The following is a 20888-nucleotide window of genomic DNA, read 5'->3' on the forward strand; positions in this document are numbered from 1 at the left end:
CATACGCTGAACTGCGACCAGGATCCGTTTAAAGCCGTAGTCAAAAAAGCGGCAACAAAAATCTCCCGGGACTAGCACAAACAATTGGTTGCCGCCCTTGCCAACTTAGGGGAACTGCCCAGCGTGTTAACAGCATTACCTGCACGGGATAAGCTGGCAGAGACGTTAGCGCAACATCTGAGAAAATGGCAGGATCCGGACCGCTTCACCAGCCGCTACCTGATCGCGCTCTTGCTCCAGTGCGATGTAACAGTTGGCTTTGGCTGCACCACTTAGGACTGCCGAGCTTTGCCTGCCGATAGGTTTTACCTGCAACTGGCCGTTTAACTGCTGGTAAAAACCGCGCTGAAAATCGGCCCGCCCCGGTGTTTTTTTCATAGGTTCTGCTGCCACAGCTTCCAGTAATTGCTGGCTGGCAATGGGCTCGCCTGCCAGGCGTCGTAACACCGGCTGCACCAACAGATCCATGGTGGCGACTGCCGCCACCGGATTGCCTGGCAAGCCAAAGAACCAGCACTTGCCAAGACTACCAAATGCAAAAGGCTTGCCCGGTTTCATTGCGACTTTCCAAAATCCGATATCGCCCAACTCACTGAGCAATTGCCGGGTGTAGTCCGCATCCCCAACCGAGACGCCAGCACTGGTAATGAGTACATCGGCCTCCTCAGCTGCCCTTTGAATGGCCTGGCGGATACTATCAGGCTTGTCCGGCAGTAAGCCCAAATCCAGCACCTCACAGTCCAGCCGCTTGAGCATAGCACTCAGCACCACTCGGTTGCTGTCGTACAGATGGCCAGCTGGTAATGGCTGACCGGGGGCGATGAGTTCATCACCGGTTGAAAATACCGCCGCTTTCATGCGCCTTTGCACCGCAACCTCGGCCAGGCCGATGGATGCCAGCAGGCCTAAATCAACCGCCGTCAACCGCTGACCTCGTGACAACAATAACTGCCCAGGTGCAATATCCTCCCCGGCTTTACGCACATGATCACCCAGCTTTGGGACATGCAACAACCGGATGCCCGGCTCTGCTTGCTCCACCTGTTCCTGCATCACCACCGTATCCAAACCGGCGGGTAACACCGCACCAGTGGTAATGCGCACACAATGATCGGGCGGTACTCTGCCTTCAAAAGCATGGCCTGCCAGTGCTGTGCCTGCTAATGGCAAGGTTTTGCCAGGTTCAGCTTCAACCAAGCGCAATGCATAGCCATCCATCGCCGAATTATCAAACGCGGGTACCGTCACTTCGGCACGGATATCCTTGGCTAAGACCCGGCCAAGCGCGGCTACCAAACCAAGGTGTTCAACACCGGCAAGCGGACTTACCTGGCTGAGCATCGCATCCAACGCGTCCTGTACCGGCATCAAACTCATGCCTTGGCCCCCTGCTGATTGACCATCCACACCGCGGCTTCTACCCGCGAGCGTAGTCCCAGTTTTTTTAGCAAATGCTTGACGTGTACCTTAACGGTACCATCGGAAATATCCAGTTCACGGGCAATGACTTTGTTGCTCATGCCTTTGGCAATCAGACTTAAGATCTCATACTCACGGTTGGTCAGACTGTTTAATTCGGCATTGGGCTTGGGGCCCGGTTTACGGATGGCGGTCGCCAGCACTGCCGCCACCGATTCACTTAATACCATCTTGCCAGTCACAGCACGCCGAATTTGCTCCAGCAGTTGCTCAGGCTCCATGTCTTTTAGCAAATAACCATCAGCTCCCAGTGTAATGGCCTGCACCACATCTTCATCGGCATCAGAGACTGTCAGCATCACAATACGGGAGGTGACGCCCTCTTTACGCAAGGCTTGCAAGGTCGCCAGCCCATCCATACCTTGCATATTCAAATCCAGAATAATCAAATCCGGATCCAGCTCAACAGCCACCGGAATAGCGTCTTTACCACTGCTGGCTTCAGCCACCACTTCCATATCATCTTCAAAATCCAGCAACTGCTTGAGCCCTTTGCGCAGTAAAGGATGATCATCTATCAGCATTACGCTGGCCGCTTCAGAATTCATGGGTTACTCCATCGGTGTTTCATAATTTGCTATCGCCATCGTCTTTCAAAATGCACAAGAGTAGTTGTATCCACCGTTCAGTCACTGAGACAGGAAATTTACTAGCTTGCTACCTGATTGCATCTGGAAATCCATTGGAGTTATTAGTAGCGATCCAAGGCCTGGATTCTTTGATTCAGGTCATAGTTTGGTCTATTCACGGAAAAGTAACAAGCAATGACGGTAGAAAAAAACAGGCCTTACCTAATACGTAAAACAATGATTTTATTTACTTATTTCAAATCCTCCGTAACGAGCTACCACTTTATAGGTACCCAGGGATAGTTGAAGGGGCATTGGAGCTAACCCCAGAGTTACATTGTGGTCAAGGCCAGCTGCACGCATAGTTAGCGCATCAGCGAACAGGAGTCTGACTATGTCTGATCTAAAACAATGGGAGCCGGAAAACGACACCTTCTGGCAGCAAGAAGGCAACCGAATTGCCACCCGCAACCTTTGGATTTCCATTCCAAGCTTATTGTGTGGCTTTGCCGTCTGGATGATGTGGAGCATCATCAGTGTGCAGATGCTTAATTTAGGCTTTCCCTATTCGGCATCGGAACTCTTTACCCTGGCCGCTATTGCTGGCCTGAGTGGCGCGACCCTGCGCATTCCAGCCAGTTTTTTCGTCCGGCTGTGCGGCGGACGCTACACCATCTTTTTAACCACCAGCTTGCTGATGATCCCAGCCTTTGGCACCGGCATCGCACTGCAGGATCCCAATACTCCGCTTTGGGTGTTTCAACTGATGGCCTTGTTGTCCGGTATTGGTGGCGGTAACTTTGCGGCCTCGATGTCCAACATCAGCTTTTTCTATCCAAAGAAAAAACAGGGCCTGGCCCTTGGCATGAATGCCGGCCTTGGTAACTTTGGCGTCACCAGCATGCAGATCCTGATCCCGCTCTTTATGACTTTCGGGGCTTTTACTCTGGTTGGCGGTGGCGATCCGATGATACTGCAAAAAGCCAGTGGCACCCTGATTGGCAGCATCCCGGCCGGCAGTGAGACCTGGGTTCAAAATGCCGGCTTTTTGTGGCTGATACTGCTGATTCCGCTGGCGTTTGCCATCTGGTTTGGCATGAACAACATTCACACCGAAGAAGTCACCCCAAAACTACCGAGTGCGGTTGGCTCTTTCTCCATTCAGCTGGCTATGTATGGCATTGGTCTGGCGACTTCGGTACTTGGTTTGTGGTTGATTTTGCCTGAGTCGGCCAATGGCTCTGGCTTTAGTATTCCAAAAGAGCTGGTGCTGGTATTGGTGCCCTTCATCACAGTGCTGGCGCTGAAATTCCTACCTGGTGCCATTCGTGCCAGCCTGGAGCGGCAATACAAAATATTTAACAACAAGCACACCTGGGTGATGAGTGTGCTGTACGTGATGACCTTTGGTTCTTTTATTGGCTTTGCTGCTGCCCTGCCATTGTCGATTCAGGTGATCTTTGGCTATAGCCATATAATGGTGGATGGTGTGATGACGCACAATACGCCTAACCCGAATGGACCCAGCGCACTCACCTACGCCTGGATAGCCCCCTTTATTGGCGCCTTGATTCGCCCGGTCGGAGGCTGGATCTCTGATCGCTTAGGTGGAGCGCTGGTGACCCAAGTCTGTGCCGTGGTCATGGTGATAGCTGCGCTGGGTGCTGCCTACTTTATGCAGCAGGCTTATCAGTCGGCCAGCCCAGAGCAGTACTTCATACCATTCTTCCTGCTGTTCCTGCTGCTGTTCGCCGCCAGTGGTATTGGCAATGCCTCTACCTTTAAAACCATCGCCGTGGTGTTCCCGAAAGAGCAAGCCGGCCCGGTACTGGGCTGGACATCAGCAGTGGCAGCCTATGGTGCCTTCTATATTCCACAGGTGTTTGGTGAGCAAATCCGCGCTGCCACACCGGAATACGCCATGATCGGCTTTGCGGTGTTCTATGCACTCTGCCTGGTGCTGAACTGGTTCTACTATCTGCGTAAATCGGGTGAGTTTTACAATCCCTGATACCAGGTTGGCAGCAGCTGCACCGGCTGCTGCCTATACGACTTTGGTCGTAATGTGATCGCTTTGAGGAACAGCTTTGCGCAAGATCAAATGTTAACCACAAACCAACTTTTATACTGCCGGCTGTTTTTTTACTCAGCCAAGGTGACTTGTGGTAGCCCATCTGACCGAATTGTTTGTCAACGCCCAGGAACCAGAACCCTGTGTCGCTAAGCTGATCAGCAAGCAACTGATTAGCTGTTCACCCGACACGCCGGTGCAGCAAGCCGCCCGCCTGATGCATCAACATCAGGTCAGCTGCATCCTGGTAACAGAACACAATAAGGTACTGGGAATTTGGACCGAGGCTGATGCCAAACGGCTAAACTGCCAACAAATCGATGCCTACAAACAGCCAATCCGTCAGCTGATGACCAGCCCGGTGATTCATGTGCAAGCGGATACCCCCCTCAATCAGGCGGCCAGCCTGATGCTGCAAAAACGTATCCGCCGCTTGCTGGTACTGGATAAAGAGCAGCGCCCGCTTGGTATGCTCACCCAAAGCGATATTATTCGTCAGCAGCGCATTGAGCACTATCTGCGATTGCGCGATGTAGGCTCCAGCATTTCCAAACCACCGCTGTGTTTAGCCAGCAGCATGCCGCTGAATCAGGCCGTAAAAATGATGCACCAGCACAATGCCGAAGCGGCTATCGTCGAGTACCCGGATGGCATGAGCGGCATTATTACCGAGCGCGACTTAATCCGGCTGATTGCCGATGGCAACTGCCATGCTGAATTATGGCAATTGGCACAGCGTCCGGTACTGACCGTAGGTGCAGACTGCAGTTTGCTGCAAGCGGTCGACTTACTGAAAGAAAAAAACTTCCTCCATATTGCTGTCTGTAACGACCGGGAGCAGATTTGTGGTTTGCTGTCGTTTAGCGATATTCTGATCAATGTTGAATACGCCTATGTCGAGCAGTTGAAGCAGGCACTGCAGCTGCGCGATCAGGCGCTGCGAACTTCGGCCGATTACCTGCGGCTGGCACAAAAAGTCATTGATGCATCCCTGGATGGCATCATGATTACCAACGTACATGGTGTCATTGAATCCGTTAATCCCAGCTTCAGCCAGCTAACCGGTTACAGTGCAGAAGAAGCCATGGGTCAAACGCCAGCCATGCTCAGCTCAGGTTTGCACAACAAAGACTTTTATAAAAAGCTGTAGGCCACCTTGCTGGAGCAAGGCCACTGGCAAGGCGAGATCTGGAACAAACGCAAAAATGGCGAGATTTACCCTGAATGGCTGTCTATTACAGCGATCCGCGGAGAAAATGGCGATATTTGCCAGTTTGCCGCCATTTTCAGCGATATCAGTGAACGCAAATACCAGGAAAATAAAATCCATCAGCTCGCCTATCTGGATGAGCTGACCGGTCTTGCCAACCGTCGGATGTTTTTGGATCGCCTGAAGCTGGCACTGGCCAATGCCCATCGCCACCAGCATCAGATGGCGGTGCTGTTTCTGGACTTGGATCTGTTTAAACGCATCAACGACACCCTGGGCCATCAGGCGGGCGATGAAGCCTTAAAGGAAGTGGCCAGACGGCTGCAGGCTACGGTGCGCGAGGGTGAGTCGGTCGCCCGGCTTGGCGGTGATGAATTCACCATTTTATTGCCCGAGGTGGAGGGCATAGATTCTCTGGGCTGTCTGGCAAAGCGGCTGGTCAGTCAGTTTGAGCAGCCGTTTCGCTTGCTGGAACAAGATTTTTTCCTGACCACCAGCATTGGCATCAGTGTCTACCCTGACGATGCGCAAAGCGCCGATCAATTGATCAAGCATGCCGATGTGGCCATGTACCAGGCGAAAAATGCCGGCCGGAACCAGTTTTGCTTTTATCAGGAGAGCGTTGGCCAGCAAACCCAGAACGAGCTGAAGCTGGAGCAGGCACTGCGCCAGGCGCTGCAGCAACAACACCTGGAAGTCTACTACCAACCAAAGGTCTGCCTGAAAACAGGCGCAGTCACAGGCCTGGAGGCCCTGGTTCGCTGGCAGCACCACGAGCATGGCTTTATATCCCCAGCCAGTTTTATTCCGCTGGCGGAAAAGCTGGGACTGATTTCCATGCTCAGCGATCACGTGTTGACGCAGGTATGCCGCGATATCCGTCACCACCAGCTTAAAATGCCGGTGGCGATCAATATTTCTGCCATGCAGCTGCTGGATCCTACTTTCAGCCAGCGTCTGCAGCACCAACTGCATCAGTTTGCTATCTCGCCAAAATGCATCGAGCTGGAGCTGACCGAAAGTTGCCTGATCCCAGAGCAAGCGGATGCTACCCTAACTCTGCTCACGCATCTGCGTCAGCAAGGATTTCGCATTTCCATCGATGATTTTGGCACCGGTTATTCCTCGCTTTCCTATTTACGCCGGCTGCCAATAGATTGCCTGAAGATTGATCGCAGTTTTGTCGATGAATTGCCGGATAATAGCGAGGATGCGCAAATAGCTCAGGCTATTATCGCCATGGCCAAAGCGCTGGGGCTGGATGTGATCGCCGAAGGTGTCGAGCACCCACAACAACAAGATTTCCTGTTGGCAGCAGGTTGCAGCATCGCGCAGGGCTATTTGTATGCACCCGCGCTGCAGATAGCTGAGCTGCAAAACTGGCTGCAGCACAGACAACAACTGTCAAACTGTGCCTGCCATTAGGCGGGCATAAACATCAGGCGCTGGCCAGTTGCGCCATGCACTCAGGTATAAAGCGGAAATAAAGACCGGTGCCGCCTTCAGGTCGGTTTTTTAGCTGTAAATCGCCACCAAGCTGCCGGCTGCGCTCCTGCATAATAGCCAGACCATAGTGATTGAGCTTTTCCGGCTGCGCGGGCAAACCCACCCCATTATCTTCCAGTCGCAGCTCTATCGCTTTGTCCTTGCCTTGACGCAGCTCTATCGACAGCTCAGAACCCTGACTGTGATGCACGGCATTTTGGCTGGCTTCCCGAATGATCTGCAGCAAATGGATTTCTTCGGTCGGGGTAAGTGGCAAGTGCTCCAGCCGGTAGTCCAGCCGGATCCTAAGCGTAGATTGTTCGGTCAGTTGCTTGACCGTGGTTTGCAAGGCTTGCTGCAAGCCAGCACCATCGACTTTTAAACGGAAGGTGGTGAGTAGTTCCCGCAATTGCCGGTAAGCCGAGCTTAAGCCTTCTTTGAGCTCATCGGCGACATCTTTCAGCATGGCTTTGTTGTCACTGGCCATGCCTTTATTTAAACGAGTGACTTGAATTTTTAAGTAGGACAGCGACTGCGCCAGCGAGTCGTGTAGCTCGCGGGCAATCACCGAGCGCTCCTGCATCAAGGCTAAGCGCCGCACCTGCTCTTCCTCACCTTTTAAGCTGAGTGCCAGTGCCAGCAAATCTGCCACCGACTGCAACAGCTGTTGTTGCCAGTCTTGCAGCGGTTTGTCTTTGGCCTGACGGCTTACCAGCACGCCATAATGATGCTGCTCGCGGTCGAGCGGAAAACGATACACCAGCTGGTTTTGCTCGGTGCGGATATCCTGGCCTTGCGAAACACAATCCTGACAGCTGGTTTTGACACAATGCATATGCGGGTTCTGCTCGGGCTGCACCTGCAAATAGGGGCTGCTGCCCTGCTCGGTCAGCAAGCAAAGCTCCAGCTCATCGGTCGTCAGAATATCCTGCAGCTCGGTAATCAGCTTGGAAAAATCCGCCGAATGCAAACTGTGCTCACTGATGCTGCGGGCAATATCAAACAAAAACTGCAACCGGGTGTTGCTGTGTTGCAAGGCTTCGGTTTGCTGCTGCACCCTTTTCTCCAGATTGCCATACATATAACCGATAGCGCCGTTCATCTTATTAAAGCTATGGGCCAGGGTGCCAAGCTCATCGGGATGTTGTGGTGTAATGCGGTGGGTAAAATCCCCCTGGGCAATGCGCCGGGCTCCTTTGATCAGATCTTCTAATGGCTCCTGCACCATCACCCGCAGCCAGTACATCACAATGATCGACAATAAAATAGTGGCCAGTACGGCCACTACTTGCACCGTTCGAAAGGCCCGCACCTTTTGCTCCGCATCCTGTTGGATCGCCAGCACCAGCTCATCGAGCAGCCGCACCTGCTCGGTCAGCGACAATTCCAGCGGGGCGATGTCTGCCTGCTCCACCGTCAATAACGGCGCTACCATCAGCCAGTGTTGATGGGCCAGATCATACTTGTTTTGAATCTCCGGTTGATGCAAAAAGCGCTTAAACACCGGATGCTGCCAACTGTTGTTCAGTTGCTGCTTGGCACTGCTTAACTTCTCCGGCTCTTGCTGTAGTTTTAACCAGGCCAGCCGGTAACTTTGCATCCGCAAAGAACCCGCCACATTCACCGCATGGGCATCGCTATCGGCTTTATCCGACAACCAATACGACACCATCATGGTGGTCAGTGCCAGCGTGACAATGCAAGCCAGTGCAATATTAATGCGGGTAACAACAGAAAACGGGCGCATAGCATCTCCAGTGCAGAATACTGTAAGCATAACCTGAAACAGACCATAGCGCAGCCAAAGCTTGTTCCCCAACCAGCACAATTGAGCTACCCCCTTTTCCTTAGCGCCACTACAGCTTTAGCTGGAAGGGGTAGCTGGTCGTTGCCAGCACCAGTATTTTCAGGCATTTAGCCCGAAAACACACTACCACCTTGTAGGTATTTCCCTTCTTCATCAGCCACTTAGCTAACTAGCGAGCTTGATCCAAATCAAGCATCATTAAGCGGTTCTTTCTATGATGTGCCTACTGAATAAGTAAAAACCGTCTGTTCATGCAGGACAAGACCAGGAGTGTACGATGAGTCATCTACTCGACAAACTGCGTTATTTCAAAGCGCATAAAGAGCCTTTTGCCGATGGGCACGGGGTAACCACCGATCAGGACCGTAGCTGGGAACAAGGCTACCGCCAGCGCTGGCAGCACGACAAGGTGGTTCGCTCCACCCATGGCGTTAACTGTACCGGCTCATGCAGCTGGAAAATTTACGTCAAAGACGGCCTGGTAACCTGGGAAACCCAGCAAACCGACTATCCGCGTACCCGGCCGGATTTACCGAACCATGAGCCGCGTGGCTGCCCACGTGGTGCCAGTTACTCCTGGTACATCTACAGCGCCAACCGGCTGAAGTACCCGAAAATACGTGGTCAGTTGATGAAGCTGTGGCGTGAAGCCAAAGCAAAGCACAGCGATCCGGTCAAAGCCTGGGAATCCATCATCAGCGATCCGGTCAAAGCCAAAAGCTACAAAGAGCGCCGCGGTCTGGGCGGTTTTGTCCGCGCCAGCTGGGATGAAGTCAATGAGCTGATCGCCGCTTCCAACGTCTACACCACCAAAACCTTTGGCCCGGATCGGGTCACCGGCTTTTCGCCCATTCCGGCCATGTCGATGGTTTCTTACGCCGCTGGTGCCCGCTATTTATCGCTGATTGGTGGCAACTGCCTGAGCTTTTACGACTGGTACTGCGACTTGCCACCAGCCTCACCGCAAGTGTGGGGCGAGCAAACCGACGTGCCGGAATCGGCCGACTGGTACAACTCCAATTACATCATTGTCTGGGGCTCGAACGTGCCACAAACCCGGACGCCAGATGCGCACTTTTTAACCGAAGTTCGCTACAAAGGCACCAAAACCTGCGTCATTACTTCGGACTACTCCGAGGCTTCCAAGTTTGGTGATACCTGGTTAGCCCCACGTCAGGGCACAGATGCGGCACTTGCCATGGCCTTTAGCCATGTGATTTTAAAAGAATTCCACGTCGATAACCCCAGCACTTACTTTACCGACTACATCAAGCGCTACACCGACATGCCGATGCTGGTGATGCTGGACGAGGCCGGCAACCACAAAACCCAGGGTCGTTTCCTGCGGGCTGCCGATTTGGTGGATCAACTGGGTGAAAGCAACAACCCGGACTGGAAAACCATCGCCGTCAATGCCGCCGATCAGCGGCTGACCAGCCCGAATGGTGCCATTGGCTACCGTTGGGGTGAAGATGCCGCCAAGTGGAATCTGGAGCAAAAAGACCGTCAGGGTGAAGTCGATTTACTACTGAGCTTAAAAGATCAGCACGACGAACTGGTCGATGTGGCCTTCCCATACTTTGGCGGCGCACCGCACGAATACCAGTACTTCCAGCATACCGAACATGACGATATCCAGCTGCGTAAAATCCCGGCCAAACAGGTGCAACTGGCCGATGGCAGTACCGCCCTGGTTGCCACTGTATTTGATATGATGCTGGCACACTATGGCGTGGATAACGGCCTGGGGGATAGCAGCCGCGCTTCCTCCTTCGACGACAATGTGCCCTACACCCCGGCCTGGCAAGAAGCCATTACCGGCGTGAAGCGCGCCGATGTTATTCGCGTGGCCCGCGAGTTTGCCCGGACCGCCGATAAAACCCGTGGCCGCTCCATGGTCATTGTCGGTGCTGCGCTAAACCACTGGTACCACATGGACATGAACTACCGTGGCCTGATCAACATGCTGATGCTGTGTGGCTGTGTAGGCCAAAGCGGCGGCGGTTGGGCCCACTATGTTGGCCAGGAAAAACTGCGGCCACAAACCGGCTGGGCTCCGCTGGCCTTTGCGCTGGACTGGCAGCGGCCACCCCGCCATATGAACGGCACGTCCTTTTTCTACAATCACTCCAGCCAGTGGCGCTACGAGAAGCTGGATATGAGCGAAGTCATTTCGCCACTGGCCAATAAAGACAAATGGTCTGGCAGCATTATCGACTTTAACAGCCGGGCGGAGCGCATGGGCTGGCTGCCCTCTGCGCCTCAGCTTGGTGTGAATCCGTTGGGCCTGGCCGCCGAGGCCAAAGCAGCCGGTGTCGAGTTAAAAGACTATGTGCTGCAGCAACTGAAAGATCGCAACGTCAAGTTTGCCTGTGAGCAGCCGGAGAACCCGCAAAACTTCCCACGTAATATGTTCATCTGGCGCTCCAACCTGCTGGGTTCCAGCGGTAAGGGCCATGAATACATGCTGCGCCACCTGCTTGGCACCAAGCATGGTTTGTTGGGCAAAGATCTGGGCGAATTTGGCGGCAAAAAACCACAGGATGTGGAATGGACCGATCAACCGGCTGAAGGCAAGGTCGACCTGTTCGTCACGCTGGATTTTCGGATGTCCACCACCTGCCTGTATTCCGACATCGTGTTGCCAACGGCCACCTGGTACGAAAAAGACGACATGAACACCTCGGACATGCATCCTTTTATTCACCCGTTAACCGCTGCCATTGACCCGGTATGGGAAGCGCGCAGCGACTGGGAAATCTTTAAAGGCATTGCCAAAGAATTCTCCCGCGTCTGTGTTGGCCACCTGGGCAAAGAAACCGATGTGGTCACCACCCCGATGCACCACGATACCCCGGCCGAACTGGCGCAGCCTTATGGTGTGAAGGCCTGGTGGAAAGGTGAATGCGAAGCCATTCCGGGTAAAACCATGCCGCACATCAATGTGGTAGAACGCGACTACCCCAACACCTATGCCCGCTTTACGTCCTTAGGGCCTTTGATGGAAAGCATCGGCAATGGCGGCAAAGGCATTGGTTGGGATACCAAGGAAGAAGTCGAATTCCTGCGTAAGCTGAACCGTACCCACACCGCCGAAGGCGCGAATCAGGGCATGGCCAAAATCGAGTCGGCAATTGATGCCTGCGAAGTGATTCTGTCGTTAGCTCCGGAGACCAACGGCCATGTGGCAGTAAAAGCCTGGGGCGCGCTTAGCAAGATTACCGGCCGCGACCATACCCATCTGGCCAAACCGAAGGAAGATGAAAAGATCCGCTTTAACGACATCGTCGCCCAGCCACGGAAAATCATCTCCTCGCCGACCTGGTCGGGCTTGGAAGACGAGCATGTGTCCTACAACGCTGGCTACACCAATGTGCACGAGCTGATCCCCTGGCGCACCATTACCGGCCGGCAGCAGTTTTATCAGGATCACGAGTGGATGCGCGACTTTGGCGAAACCCTCTGCGCCTACAAGCCGCCGATTAACCTGAAAACCGTGCAACCGGTGTTAAACAAAAAACCGAATGGCAACAAAGAGATTGTGCTGAACTGGATCACGCCGCACCAAAAATGGGGCATTCACAGCACCTACTCCGACAACCTGCTGATGCTGACGCTGTCACGTGGTGGCCCTATTGTCTGGATCAGTGAAATCGACGCCAAAGCCGCAGGTATTGTCGATAACGACTGGATCGAAATCTTCAACGTCAACGGCTCCATTTCCGCCCGGGCTGTGGTGTCACAGCGGGTGCCAGAAGGCATGAGCATGATGTACCACGCTCAAGAGCGGATCGTGAATGTGCCCGGCTCGGAAATGACCGGCAGCCGTGGCGGCATCCACAACTCGGTGACCCGGGCCGTGATGAAGCCGACCCATATGATTGGTGGCTATGCCCAGCAGGCCTATGGCTTTAACTATTACGGCACCGTCGGTTGCAACCGCGACGAGTTCGTCATTGTTCGCAAAATGGACAAAGTCGATTGGCTGGATACCGAATAAGGTTGGCGTGAGGAGTTATTATGAAAATCAGAGCTCAAATCGGCATGGTGCTGAACTTAGACAAGTGCATTGGCTGTCACACCTGCTCCATTACCTGTAAGAATGTCTGGACCACGCGCGAGGGTGTCGAGTACGCCTGGTTCAACAACGTAGAAACCAAGCCCGGCATCGGCTTTCCAAAAGAATGGGAAAACCAGGACAAGTGGAAAGGTGGCTGGGAGCGTAAAAGCAACGGCAAACTGGTACCAAAAATCGGTGGCAAACTGCGGATCCTGGCAAATTTATTCGCCAACCCGGACTTACCGGAAATCGACGACTACTACGAGCCGTTCGATTTTGATTATCAGCACCTGCACAACGCCAAAGACAGCAAGCACCAGCCGGTCGCCCGACCCCGCTCGCTGATTAGCGGCAAACGTATGGAAAAAATTGAATGGGGTCCGAACTGGGAAGAAATTCTTGGTACCGAGTTCGAAAAGCGGAAAAAAGACCAAAACTTCAACGAAGTGGTGCAAAAAGACATCTACGGTCAATTTGAAAAGACCTTTATGATGTATCTGCCACGGCTGTGTGAGCATTGCTTAAACCCAACCTGCGTGGCTTCCTGCCCCAGCGGTGCTATTTACAAGCGTGAAGAAGATGGCATCGTGCTGATCGATCAGGACAAATGCCGTGGCTGGCGGATGTGCGTCTCCGGCTGCCCGTACAAAAAAATCTACTTTAACTGGAAATCCGGTAAGTCCGAAAAGTGCACCTTCTGCTACCCGCGGATTGAAGCCGGCCAACCCACCACCTGTTCGGAAACCTGTGTGGGCCGTATCCGTTACCTGGGTGTGTTGTTGTACGATGCCGATAAAATTCAAGCCGCCGCCAGTGTCGCCAACGAAAAAGATCTGTATCAGGCGCAGCTCGACCTGTTCCTGGACCCACACGATCCAGCGGTGATTGAAGCAGCGCGCAAAGAAGGCATTCCGGATAACTGGCTAAAGGCCGCCCAGCGTTCGCCGGTCTATATGATGGCGATGGACTGGAAAGTGGCGCTGCCACTGCACCCGGAATACCGCACCCTGCCGATGGTTTGGTACGTGCCACCGCTGTCGCCGATTCAAAGCGCGGCCGAAGCCGGCCATGTCGGTATGAACGGTGAAATCCCTGATCTGAAATCACTGCGCATTCCCCTGCGCTACCTGGCCAATATGCTGACGGCCGGCGATGAAGCACCTGTGGTGCGCGCACTGGAGCGGATGATCGCCATGCGTGCCTACAAACGTTCGCAGCAGGTTGATGGCGTGGAAGATTTAGAGGTGCTGAAGCAGGTAGGCCTCACCAAAGACAGGGTCGAGGAAATGTACCGCTACATGGCGCTGGCCAACTTTGAAGATCGCTTTGTCATTCCAACCAGCCACCGAGCTTATGCAGAAAATGCCTACGACCTGAAAGGCGAATGCGGCTTTAGCTTCGGCAATGGCTGTGGCGGCGGTGAGAGCAAGCTGAACATCTTTGGTGGCAGCAGCAAAGGGGTACGTAAAGTCATCCCTGTGACGATGAAGGAGTAAGGCATGCGCATACTACAACTGATTTCCTTACTGCTGGAGTACCCTACCCAGGATCTGCTGCTGGCAAAAACAGAACTGCAGCAATTGGTGGCAGAGTCGACGCTGTCGGATGCAAAGCAACAAGGGCTGCTCGATTTTATCGAGCAACGCTTTAGCGGCGATTTGATGGAGTGGCAGTCCGATTACGATGGTCTGTTTGAGCGTGGCCGCTCTTTATCCTTGTTGCTGTTCGAGCACCTGCATGGCGAGTCACGTGCCCGTGGTCAGGCCATGGTCGATTTAATGAACCAGTACAAATCGGCGGGTTTACAGATTGACGTACGCGAGCTGCCGGACCATCTGCCGCTTTATCTGGAGTTTTTAAGCACTCAGGGCGACGAGAATGCCGCCCTGGGGCTGGCTGAAGTGGCGCATATTTTGTCGGTACTCTTGTGCCGTCTTGAGCAGCGCAACTGCAACTATCAGGCACTGTTCAGTGCCTTGCTGGAGCTTTCCGGGGTGGATGTGGAGCTGGACTCCGTGCGCGAGCAACTGAAAAATGAGCAACGCGACGACACCAAAGAAGCGCTGGATAAAGTCTGGGAAGAAGAAATGGTGACCTTCGGCCCGGGCTCTGAACAAGATGGCTGCAGCAGCGGCTACAAACCCACTGAAAAGCAGCGGCGTGATCACCACGTGCCACTGCAATGGACCGATGCCAGCCAGGCATCCAACAACAAAGTCCGCTCAGGAGTCGCATCATGAACTTTACAGATATGTTGTTGTTTGGGATTTACCCTTACATTGCCTCGGTGATTTTCTTTCTTGGCAGCCTGCTGCGTTATGAGCGCGAGCAGTACAGCTGGAAAGCGCAGTCCAGTCAGATGCTGGATAAGAAATACTTCCGCATTGCCAGTGTGTTTTTCCATGTTGGCATCATCATGATCTTTGCCGGTCACTTTGCTGGCCTGGTCATTCCCTACGAAGTCTGGGATTTCCTTGGCATTACCCTGGCCGGGAAACAACTGATTGCGATGGGCGTGGGCGGTTTCTTTGGTGTGATGTGCTTTATCGGCATGACCATGCTGGTGTATCGCCGCTTGTTCAACCCCAGGGTACGTGCCAGCAGCTCCACCATGGATACACTGATTTTGCTGGTGATTTACTGGCAGTTGATCCTGGGCATTCTGACCATCTTTGTCTCTACCGGTCATATGGACGGTTATGTGATGAAAGATCTGATGAGCTGGTCGCGTTACCTGCTGACCTTCCGTCCGGCGGAAGCCATTGCCTTTGTCGCCGATCTGCACTGGATTTACAAAGCCCATATCTTCTGGGGTGTCACCTTGTTTGTGCTGTTCCCATTCAGCCGCCTGGTGCATATCTGGAGCGTACCGGTGGGCTATTTTGGCCGCAATTATCAGGTGGTGCGCCGTCGCTTTGGTGACCGTAAGGCTTAAGTCAATGTGGTAAGGACTTTATCCAAATGCCTGAAAGCGATGCTGGGGGAAGCAATAAAGGGGACCTGAGCAGCATGGATGCTGATCAAGAGCCTCCAGGGACGGATCCACGGCGTGACCCTTTATTGGCTTGCCGCAACAGCGCTAAACCAAGGCGAAAGCTTTATAACAGGCAGCATTGCCTGCTGGAGATGACGATGATCCAAGTGAACCAAACCCAAATTTCTGAGCAGGCCATCCTGGCAGAAATGCAGTACCACCCGGCCGAATCCCAACGTGATGCCATGCTCAAGGCAGCCGAATCGCTGGTGATTGCCGAACTGCTGCGTCAACGTGCCAGTCAGCTCGGCCTTGAGGTTGCCGCCAATCAAAGCAGTACCAGCGAGCACGATTATTTAGAGCAGCTGATTGAACGCGAAGTTAGTATTCCGGCCGCCACCCGCCAGGAGTGTGAGCACTACTACCAACAAAATCCACAGCGCTTTACCAGTTCACCACTGATGGAAGTACGCCATATTTTGCTGGCAGCGCCACCAGATGATGATCAGGAACGGGTACATGCCAAAGCACTGGCCGAAGAATTGCTGCTGCAACTGCAGCAAGGCCAGTCCTTTGCCGAGCTGGCCAGCAAATTCTCGGCCTGCCCCTCCAGCCAGACCGGTGGTAGCCTTGGGCAAATCAGCCGTGGCCAGACGGTGCCAGAGTTTGAGCGCCAGCTGTTTGCGGCCGAGGCTGGCTTACTACCCGACCCGATAGAAAGCCGTTATGGTTTTCACGTGGTCTACATTCAGCAAAAGATTGCCGGCCAGCAGCTGCCCTTTGCGGCGGTGCAGCAGAAAATTGCGGATTACCTGAATGAGAAAGTGCGGCGTAAAGCCATCGCCCAGTACATCCATACCCTGGTGGTACAAGCCACGATCGAAGGTTACGATTTTAACTTATCCGAATCACCGCTGATGCAGTAATACCACTAAGGCGAGCTGCTTTGGCTCGCCCGTTCTTCCCCCCAACTCTAATGTCTTGCTAAAAATGCTGACATCAACCTGCCATTGAGCGCCATCAAGTTTGCATAAAAATGATCTTAAGCTACATTTTTTATATCAATCCTTTACTTTGCTACCCAAATGTTAATCAGCCACTTTGCTGGTTAATTATCCAAACCAATGAGCGACACATCCAGCCGATATTCATAGCGTGTCTGTTCCTTGGTCAACCTTGAGGAGAAACCATCATGCGTTACCTTTTAGTATTGATGCTGTTATTGCTACCCCACCTGGCAAGCGCGGAGCCTGCAACCGAGTACCATATTCATTTGCGCACTGACTCAGCCGGCCTTAACAGCGCCCAACTTAAGGCAGCCTACTACCGAAGCTCGATGCAGCCGCAACGGCTGCGCCAGGGGCACCATCAATTGGTTGTCACAGGCTTCGATCGCGATAAGGAGAAAGTTTACTCGGTCACTGTTGATGATCCTCGCTGGTTTCATGCCGAGGTGTTCAACCCTGATGACGGCACCCCGGTTCAACAACAGCATCTTCAAAAGACAGAAGGGACTCTGCGCTTGCAAATACCCAGGCACCTCTCTGTCGAAACACTTGTCATTGAGGAGGCTGATAACAAAAAAATGTCAGCCCCTATTGCCATTGAGCTAAGCTCTGTGTTGCCTTTAACAAGCCCGACACAAGCAATCGATCTTGACTTGCTGGCACAGCAAGGGGTCTTTCCGGTGCTCTTTAGTGGCGATCCTGCCAACCGGGTTGATATGATTGTGTTATCCGAAGGCTACACAGTACATAGCCTGCCGCGCTTCGCCGCCGAAGTTGAAAACATTGTAACCGGTTATTTTAACGAATCGGTCTATCAGAACTTCCAGGGCCACTTTAATATCTGGCGCGTTGAAGTTGCCAGCCAACAAGACGGCACAGGTTACGGCTCTCCAATCAATACCCGTTTCCGCTCTTATTTCAATTGCTTTAACATTGCGCGCTTGTTGTGTGTCAATGAAAGCCTGGTTTTTCAATATCTGTACAGCGTTTTACCAGCAGATGCCATTGATAAAGTTCTGGTGGTTGTGAATTCACAAATGTATGGCGGTGCCGGTGGTCAAGTCGCCACCATCTCCCTTGCACCAGCGGCCATCGATCTGGCATTGCATGAGCTAGGCCACAGCTTTGCCGGCCTGGCTGATGAATACGAGTATGGGAATTGCTCTATTTTCGAACCTGCCAGTGCCAATGCAACCCGCTTCAGCAATGCAGCTAAGTGGCGCCACTGGCAACTGGCGGTAAGCCATGTCAGCAGCTTCCAGGGTGCCATGTACTGCTCTTATGGCATGTATCGCCCTACCTACAACTCTATGATGCGCCAACTTGGCCAGCCATTTTACGAAGTGAACCAGGAGGCTATTGTAAGAAGCATTTACGCCAGAGTGGATCCAATTGACCAGGTGCAGCCACTGCCCGGGGAAATCCTGCTGCAACCAGGTGAGCAACAACTATTTTCTGCCGAGACTTTAACCAACACAGAGAATACCATTCGCAGCCGTTGGTACTTGAATGATCAACTGGTGAGCGAGCAAACCGAATGGCTGTTCGATGGTATCCATTACCCTGAAGGCGTGTATGAAGTGCGTTTGCATGTGCACGACGACACCCGATATGTGTTAAGTGATCCACAACAGCGGCTTCATTCAGAACGCCAGTGGCAAATTCAATATGGCAGCTCTTGTTCTGTCCCTTCCCGTATTGACAGAGTTCAGGTGAGCGGAGTGCATGCTAGAGGGTTCCGCTTAAGCTGGTTGCCTCAGACCAGTGCCAGTCACTACGATGTGTACTACTGGAACAGTGCCAACGGTCAGTGGTTGCTCAGCCGAACCATAAGCACTCCTAGCGTTTTGTACAGCAACTCGCAGCCAGGCAGTACCTTTTATATGCGTGTTACCGCCAGAAATAGCTGTGGCGAAGCGCCACCTTCCAATTACGTCACGGTTCGACTGCCATTTCAGTGATGTTGCTGTTCTACCAATCGTTCTACCAAATACAAAAGACAAGAACAGAGCCAATAGCCTGACCGGCTGAAGTTTGGCCTCTATCCAGAGCAAAACCCAGGCACTTCTATAAACACGCACCACTTATTGCTGACATAACCAGGTTTGCTCCTGCCAACCTGGAGGTAAGCAACCTACCCTTCTATTGGTAACTGAATGATTTTGTTGATCTTCATCAAAGCTCAAGCGCAGCCCCCTACTAGTATAAACGCCATCACACTAGGAGGAATTGCCATGAAAGCCCGCCATGCCACGCTACCAGGCCTCGCTCTGCTGCCAGCTCTGCTCGTTAGTTCACCGATATGCGCTGAAGCAGCAAATCTGAGCAAGGCAATCAATGACAGCACTGTTAACCTGCATTTTCGCTACCGGCTGGAGCATGTCGAACAAGACAATGCGTTAAAAGATGCATTGGCATCTACCCTGCGCAGTCGTTTAACGCTAGCCACCGGCAAGGCTTATGGCTTCTCTGGTTTGCTGGAAGTCGACAACGTCAGTGTACTGGGCGGTGAAACCTTCAACAGCACCGTCCATGGCAACAGCCACTACAGTGTGGTGGCCGATCCCAAAGGCACCGATATCAACCAGGCGGCCTTAAAGTACCAGCTCAGTGCAGACACCAGCTTTACCCTGGGCCGCCAGCGTATCAATCATCTGAATCAGCGCTTTTTAGGCGGGGTCGGCTGGCGGCAGAACGAGCAGACCTTTGATGGTTACCGGCTGCAGCATGCCTTCACACCCACCATTAAGCTGGATTTGGCCCGTTTGCATAACGTCAACCGGGTGTTTGGCCCCAAAGGCCCGGCGGCCAATCAGCGCGGTGAATTTACTACCGGCCTGCTCAGCTGGCAACTAAGCCCCACTCAGCAACTGGCAGCCTATGGCTACGATTTGGACTTTAACGACTGGGCCGTGCGCAGCAGCCTGACCTATGGCCTGGATTACCAAGGCAAATGGGCCTTGGGCGAGCAACAAAGCTTGAGCCTGCAGCTGGCAGCGGCCAGGCAGCAAGACCGCCACGATGCGCCGCTGAGTTACCAACACCATTACCACCGGTTGCAACTGAGCTGGCAGCAGCACAGTTTGCAAGTGATAGCTGGCACCGAGCGCCTGGCCGGCGATGGCAGCAGTGCGTTTCAAACGCCGCTGGCTACCCTGCATGCCTTTCAGGGCTTTGCCGATCTGTTTTTAGTGACACCAAACGATGGCTTGCGGGATCAATGGCTGGGCCTGCGCCATCCTGCTGGCCCGGTGCAGCTGGCGCTGAACTACCACCGCTATCGCAGCGATACCGATGGAAGGCGTTATGGCAGCGAATGGAACCTGACGGCCAGTTACCGTTTCAGTGCTCAACTGCAAGGCCTGCTGAAACTGGCCGATTACCAGGCGAGTAGTCTGGCGGTGGATAACCGCAAAGTCTGGCTAATGCTGAGTTATTCGATTTAAAACAAACTGGGATCTGTGCAGGGCTGCATCGAGTTTAGTTTTTAAGCAACATAAGGCAGTCATTACCAACTCCACAGCCAGCTTTCCTGGCTCCTCTGCACCGCCCCTGGTTTTCAGTGGGCGGTTTTTTTTCACTTAGATTCAGCACTATCCCCGATGGGGTAAAGGATCCAGCAAGCATGCGGCTCTGAGGGATTGGCAATCCTGGGCAGCAGCGAAACCTTGATCCAGATCAAGCTTTGCACCCACAGAACGCCTACCCTAAACACAATATATAGACATTAAAATAAATAATAACACCATATATAGGTCTTTTATGCTGCGCTTTAGTATTGAACAAGTGGTCTGGCAGGAGGTTCCTGGTGAAGTCTCACTGGCGTACACCATCACCGGCTGCAGCCTTGGCTGCCAAGGCTGCCACAGCAGTGAAAGCTGGGATGCCAATAAAGGCACGCCACTGACCGATGAGCACTTGGAAAAGCGGCTGAACCAATACCAGGGTCTGATCAGTTGTGTGCTGTTTTTAGGCGGCGAATGGCACAGCGCTGAGCTCAAGCACAAGCTGCAACTGATTCGCCGGCATGGGCTACACACTTGTCTGTACACCGGGCTGGAAGACATCGAGCACAGTCTGAAAGCCGAACTGACCTACCTGAAAACCGGCCGCTGGCTGCCCGAACGTGGCGGCCTGGATAACCCGAATACCAACCAACGACTGGTGGATGTACGCACTGGCCAACCCCTTAACCATCGCTTTATCCGCTAAGCAAGGAGCTTTAC

At 53.2% G+C, this 20888-nt stretch carries 12 protein-coding genes and 1 pseudogene; 10 read left to right on the forward strand and 3 right to left on the reverse strand.

Annotation, left to right across the window (positions count from 1 at the left end; translation table 11 throughout):
* Positions 1-165: 165 nt before the first annotated feature.
* A complete protein-coding gene (glp, locus tag JJU14_RS10225; RefSeq protein ID WP_228613188.1) occupies positions 166-1377 on the reverse strand; it encodes a gephyrin-like molybdotransferase Glp in 1212 nt (403 codons plus the stop codon).
* On the reverse strand, positions 1374-2027 hold the full coding sequence (gene narL, locus JJU14_RS10230) for a two-component system response regulator NarL (protein ID WP_228613190.1): 654 nt from the start codon (positions 2025-2027) through the stop codon (positions 1374-1376). The genes glp and narL overlap by 4 nt, the downstream gene beginning before the upstream one ends.
* A 415-nt stretch (positions 2028-2442) precedes the next feature.
* On the opposite strand from narL, the gene JJU14_RS10235 reads away from it, so the two are divergent.
* Both JJU14_RS10235 and JJU14_RS16720 read left to right on the forward strand, forming a co-directional pair.
* Positions 2443-4059, forward strand: coding sequence for an MFS transporter (locus tag JJU14_RS10235; RefSeq protein WP_228613192.1), 1617 nt, complete (start codon positions 2443-2445; stop codon positions 4057-4059).
* Positions 4060-4210: 151 nt separating this feature from the next.
* Positions 4211-6754 (forward strand): annotated as a pseudogene (locus tag JJU14_RS16720) (EAL domain-containing protein).
* Positions 6755-6767: 13 nt separating this feature from the next.
* Here the strand turns inward: JJU14_RS16720 and JJU14_RS10250 are convergent.
* Positions 6768-8561, reverse strand: a complete 1794-nt coding sequence (locus tag JJU14_RS10250; protein ID WP_228613197.1) for a histidine kinase — start codon at positions 8559-8561, stop codon at positions 6768-6770.
* 337 nt (positions 8562-8898) lie between these two features.
* On the opposite strand from JJU14_RS10250, the gene JJU14_RS10255 reads away from it, so the two are divergent.
* From JJU14_RS10255 to nrdG, 8 genes are all read left to right on the forward strand, one after another.
* Entirely contained in the window at positions 8899-12621 is a 3723-nt protein-coding gene (locus tag JJU14_RS10255) for a nitrate reductase subunit alpha (RefSeq protein WP_228613199.1), read from the forward strand.
* 20 nt (positions 12622-12641) lie between these two features.
* Entirely contained in the window at positions 12642-14177 is a 1536-nt protein-coding gene (gene narH / locus JJU14_RS10260) for a nitrate reductase subunit beta (RefSeq protein WP_228613202.1), read from the forward strand.
* Positions 14178-14180: 3 nt separating this feature from the next.
* Positions 14181-14921 (forward strand): nitrate reductase molybdenum cofactor assembly chaperone, encoded by a 741-nt coding sequence (gene narJ, locus JJU14_RS10265; protein WP_228613204.1) that lies wholly within the window; start codon positions 14181-14183, stop codon positions 14919-14921.
* A complete protein-coding gene (gene narI / locus JJU14_RS10270) occupies positions 14918-15616 on the forward strand; it encodes a respiratory nitrate reductase subunit gamma (protein ID WP_228613206.1) in 699 nt (232 codons plus the stop codon). Before narJ ends, narI begins: the two co-directional genes overlap by 4 nt.
* A 197-nt stretch (positions 15617-15813) precedes the next feature.
* Complete coding sequence (locus JJU14_RS10275; RefSeq protein ID WP_228613208.1) at positions 15814-16581, forward strand: peptidylprolyl isomerase; 768 nt, start codon at positions 15814-15816, stop codon at positions 16579-16581.
* Positions 16582-16847: 266 nt separating this feature from the next.
* Entirely contained in the window at positions 16848-18623 is a 1776-nt protein-coding gene (locus JJU14_RS10280) for a M64 family metallopeptidase (RefSeq protein ID WP_228613210.1), read from the forward strand.
* Between the two features lie 273 nt (positions 18624-18896).
* Positions 18897-20108 (forward strand): alginate export family protein, encoded by a 1212-nt coding sequence (locus JJU14_RS10285; RefSeq protein WP_228613212.1) that lies wholly within the window; start codon positions 18897-18899, stop codon positions 20106-20108.
* 316 nt (positions 20109-20424) lie between these two features.
* Entirely contained in the window at positions 20425-20874 is a 450-nt protein-coding gene (gene nrdG, locus JJU14_RS10290) for an anaerobic ribonucleoside-triphosphate reductase activating protein (RefSeq protein ID WP_228613214.1), read from the forward strand.
* Positions 20875-20888 lie beyond the last annotated feature (14 nt).

This window comes from Alkalimonas sp., assembly GCF_020831925.1.
Lineage (GTDB): Bacteria > Pseudomonadota > Gammaproteobacteria > Enterobacterales > Alteromonadaceae > Alkalimonas.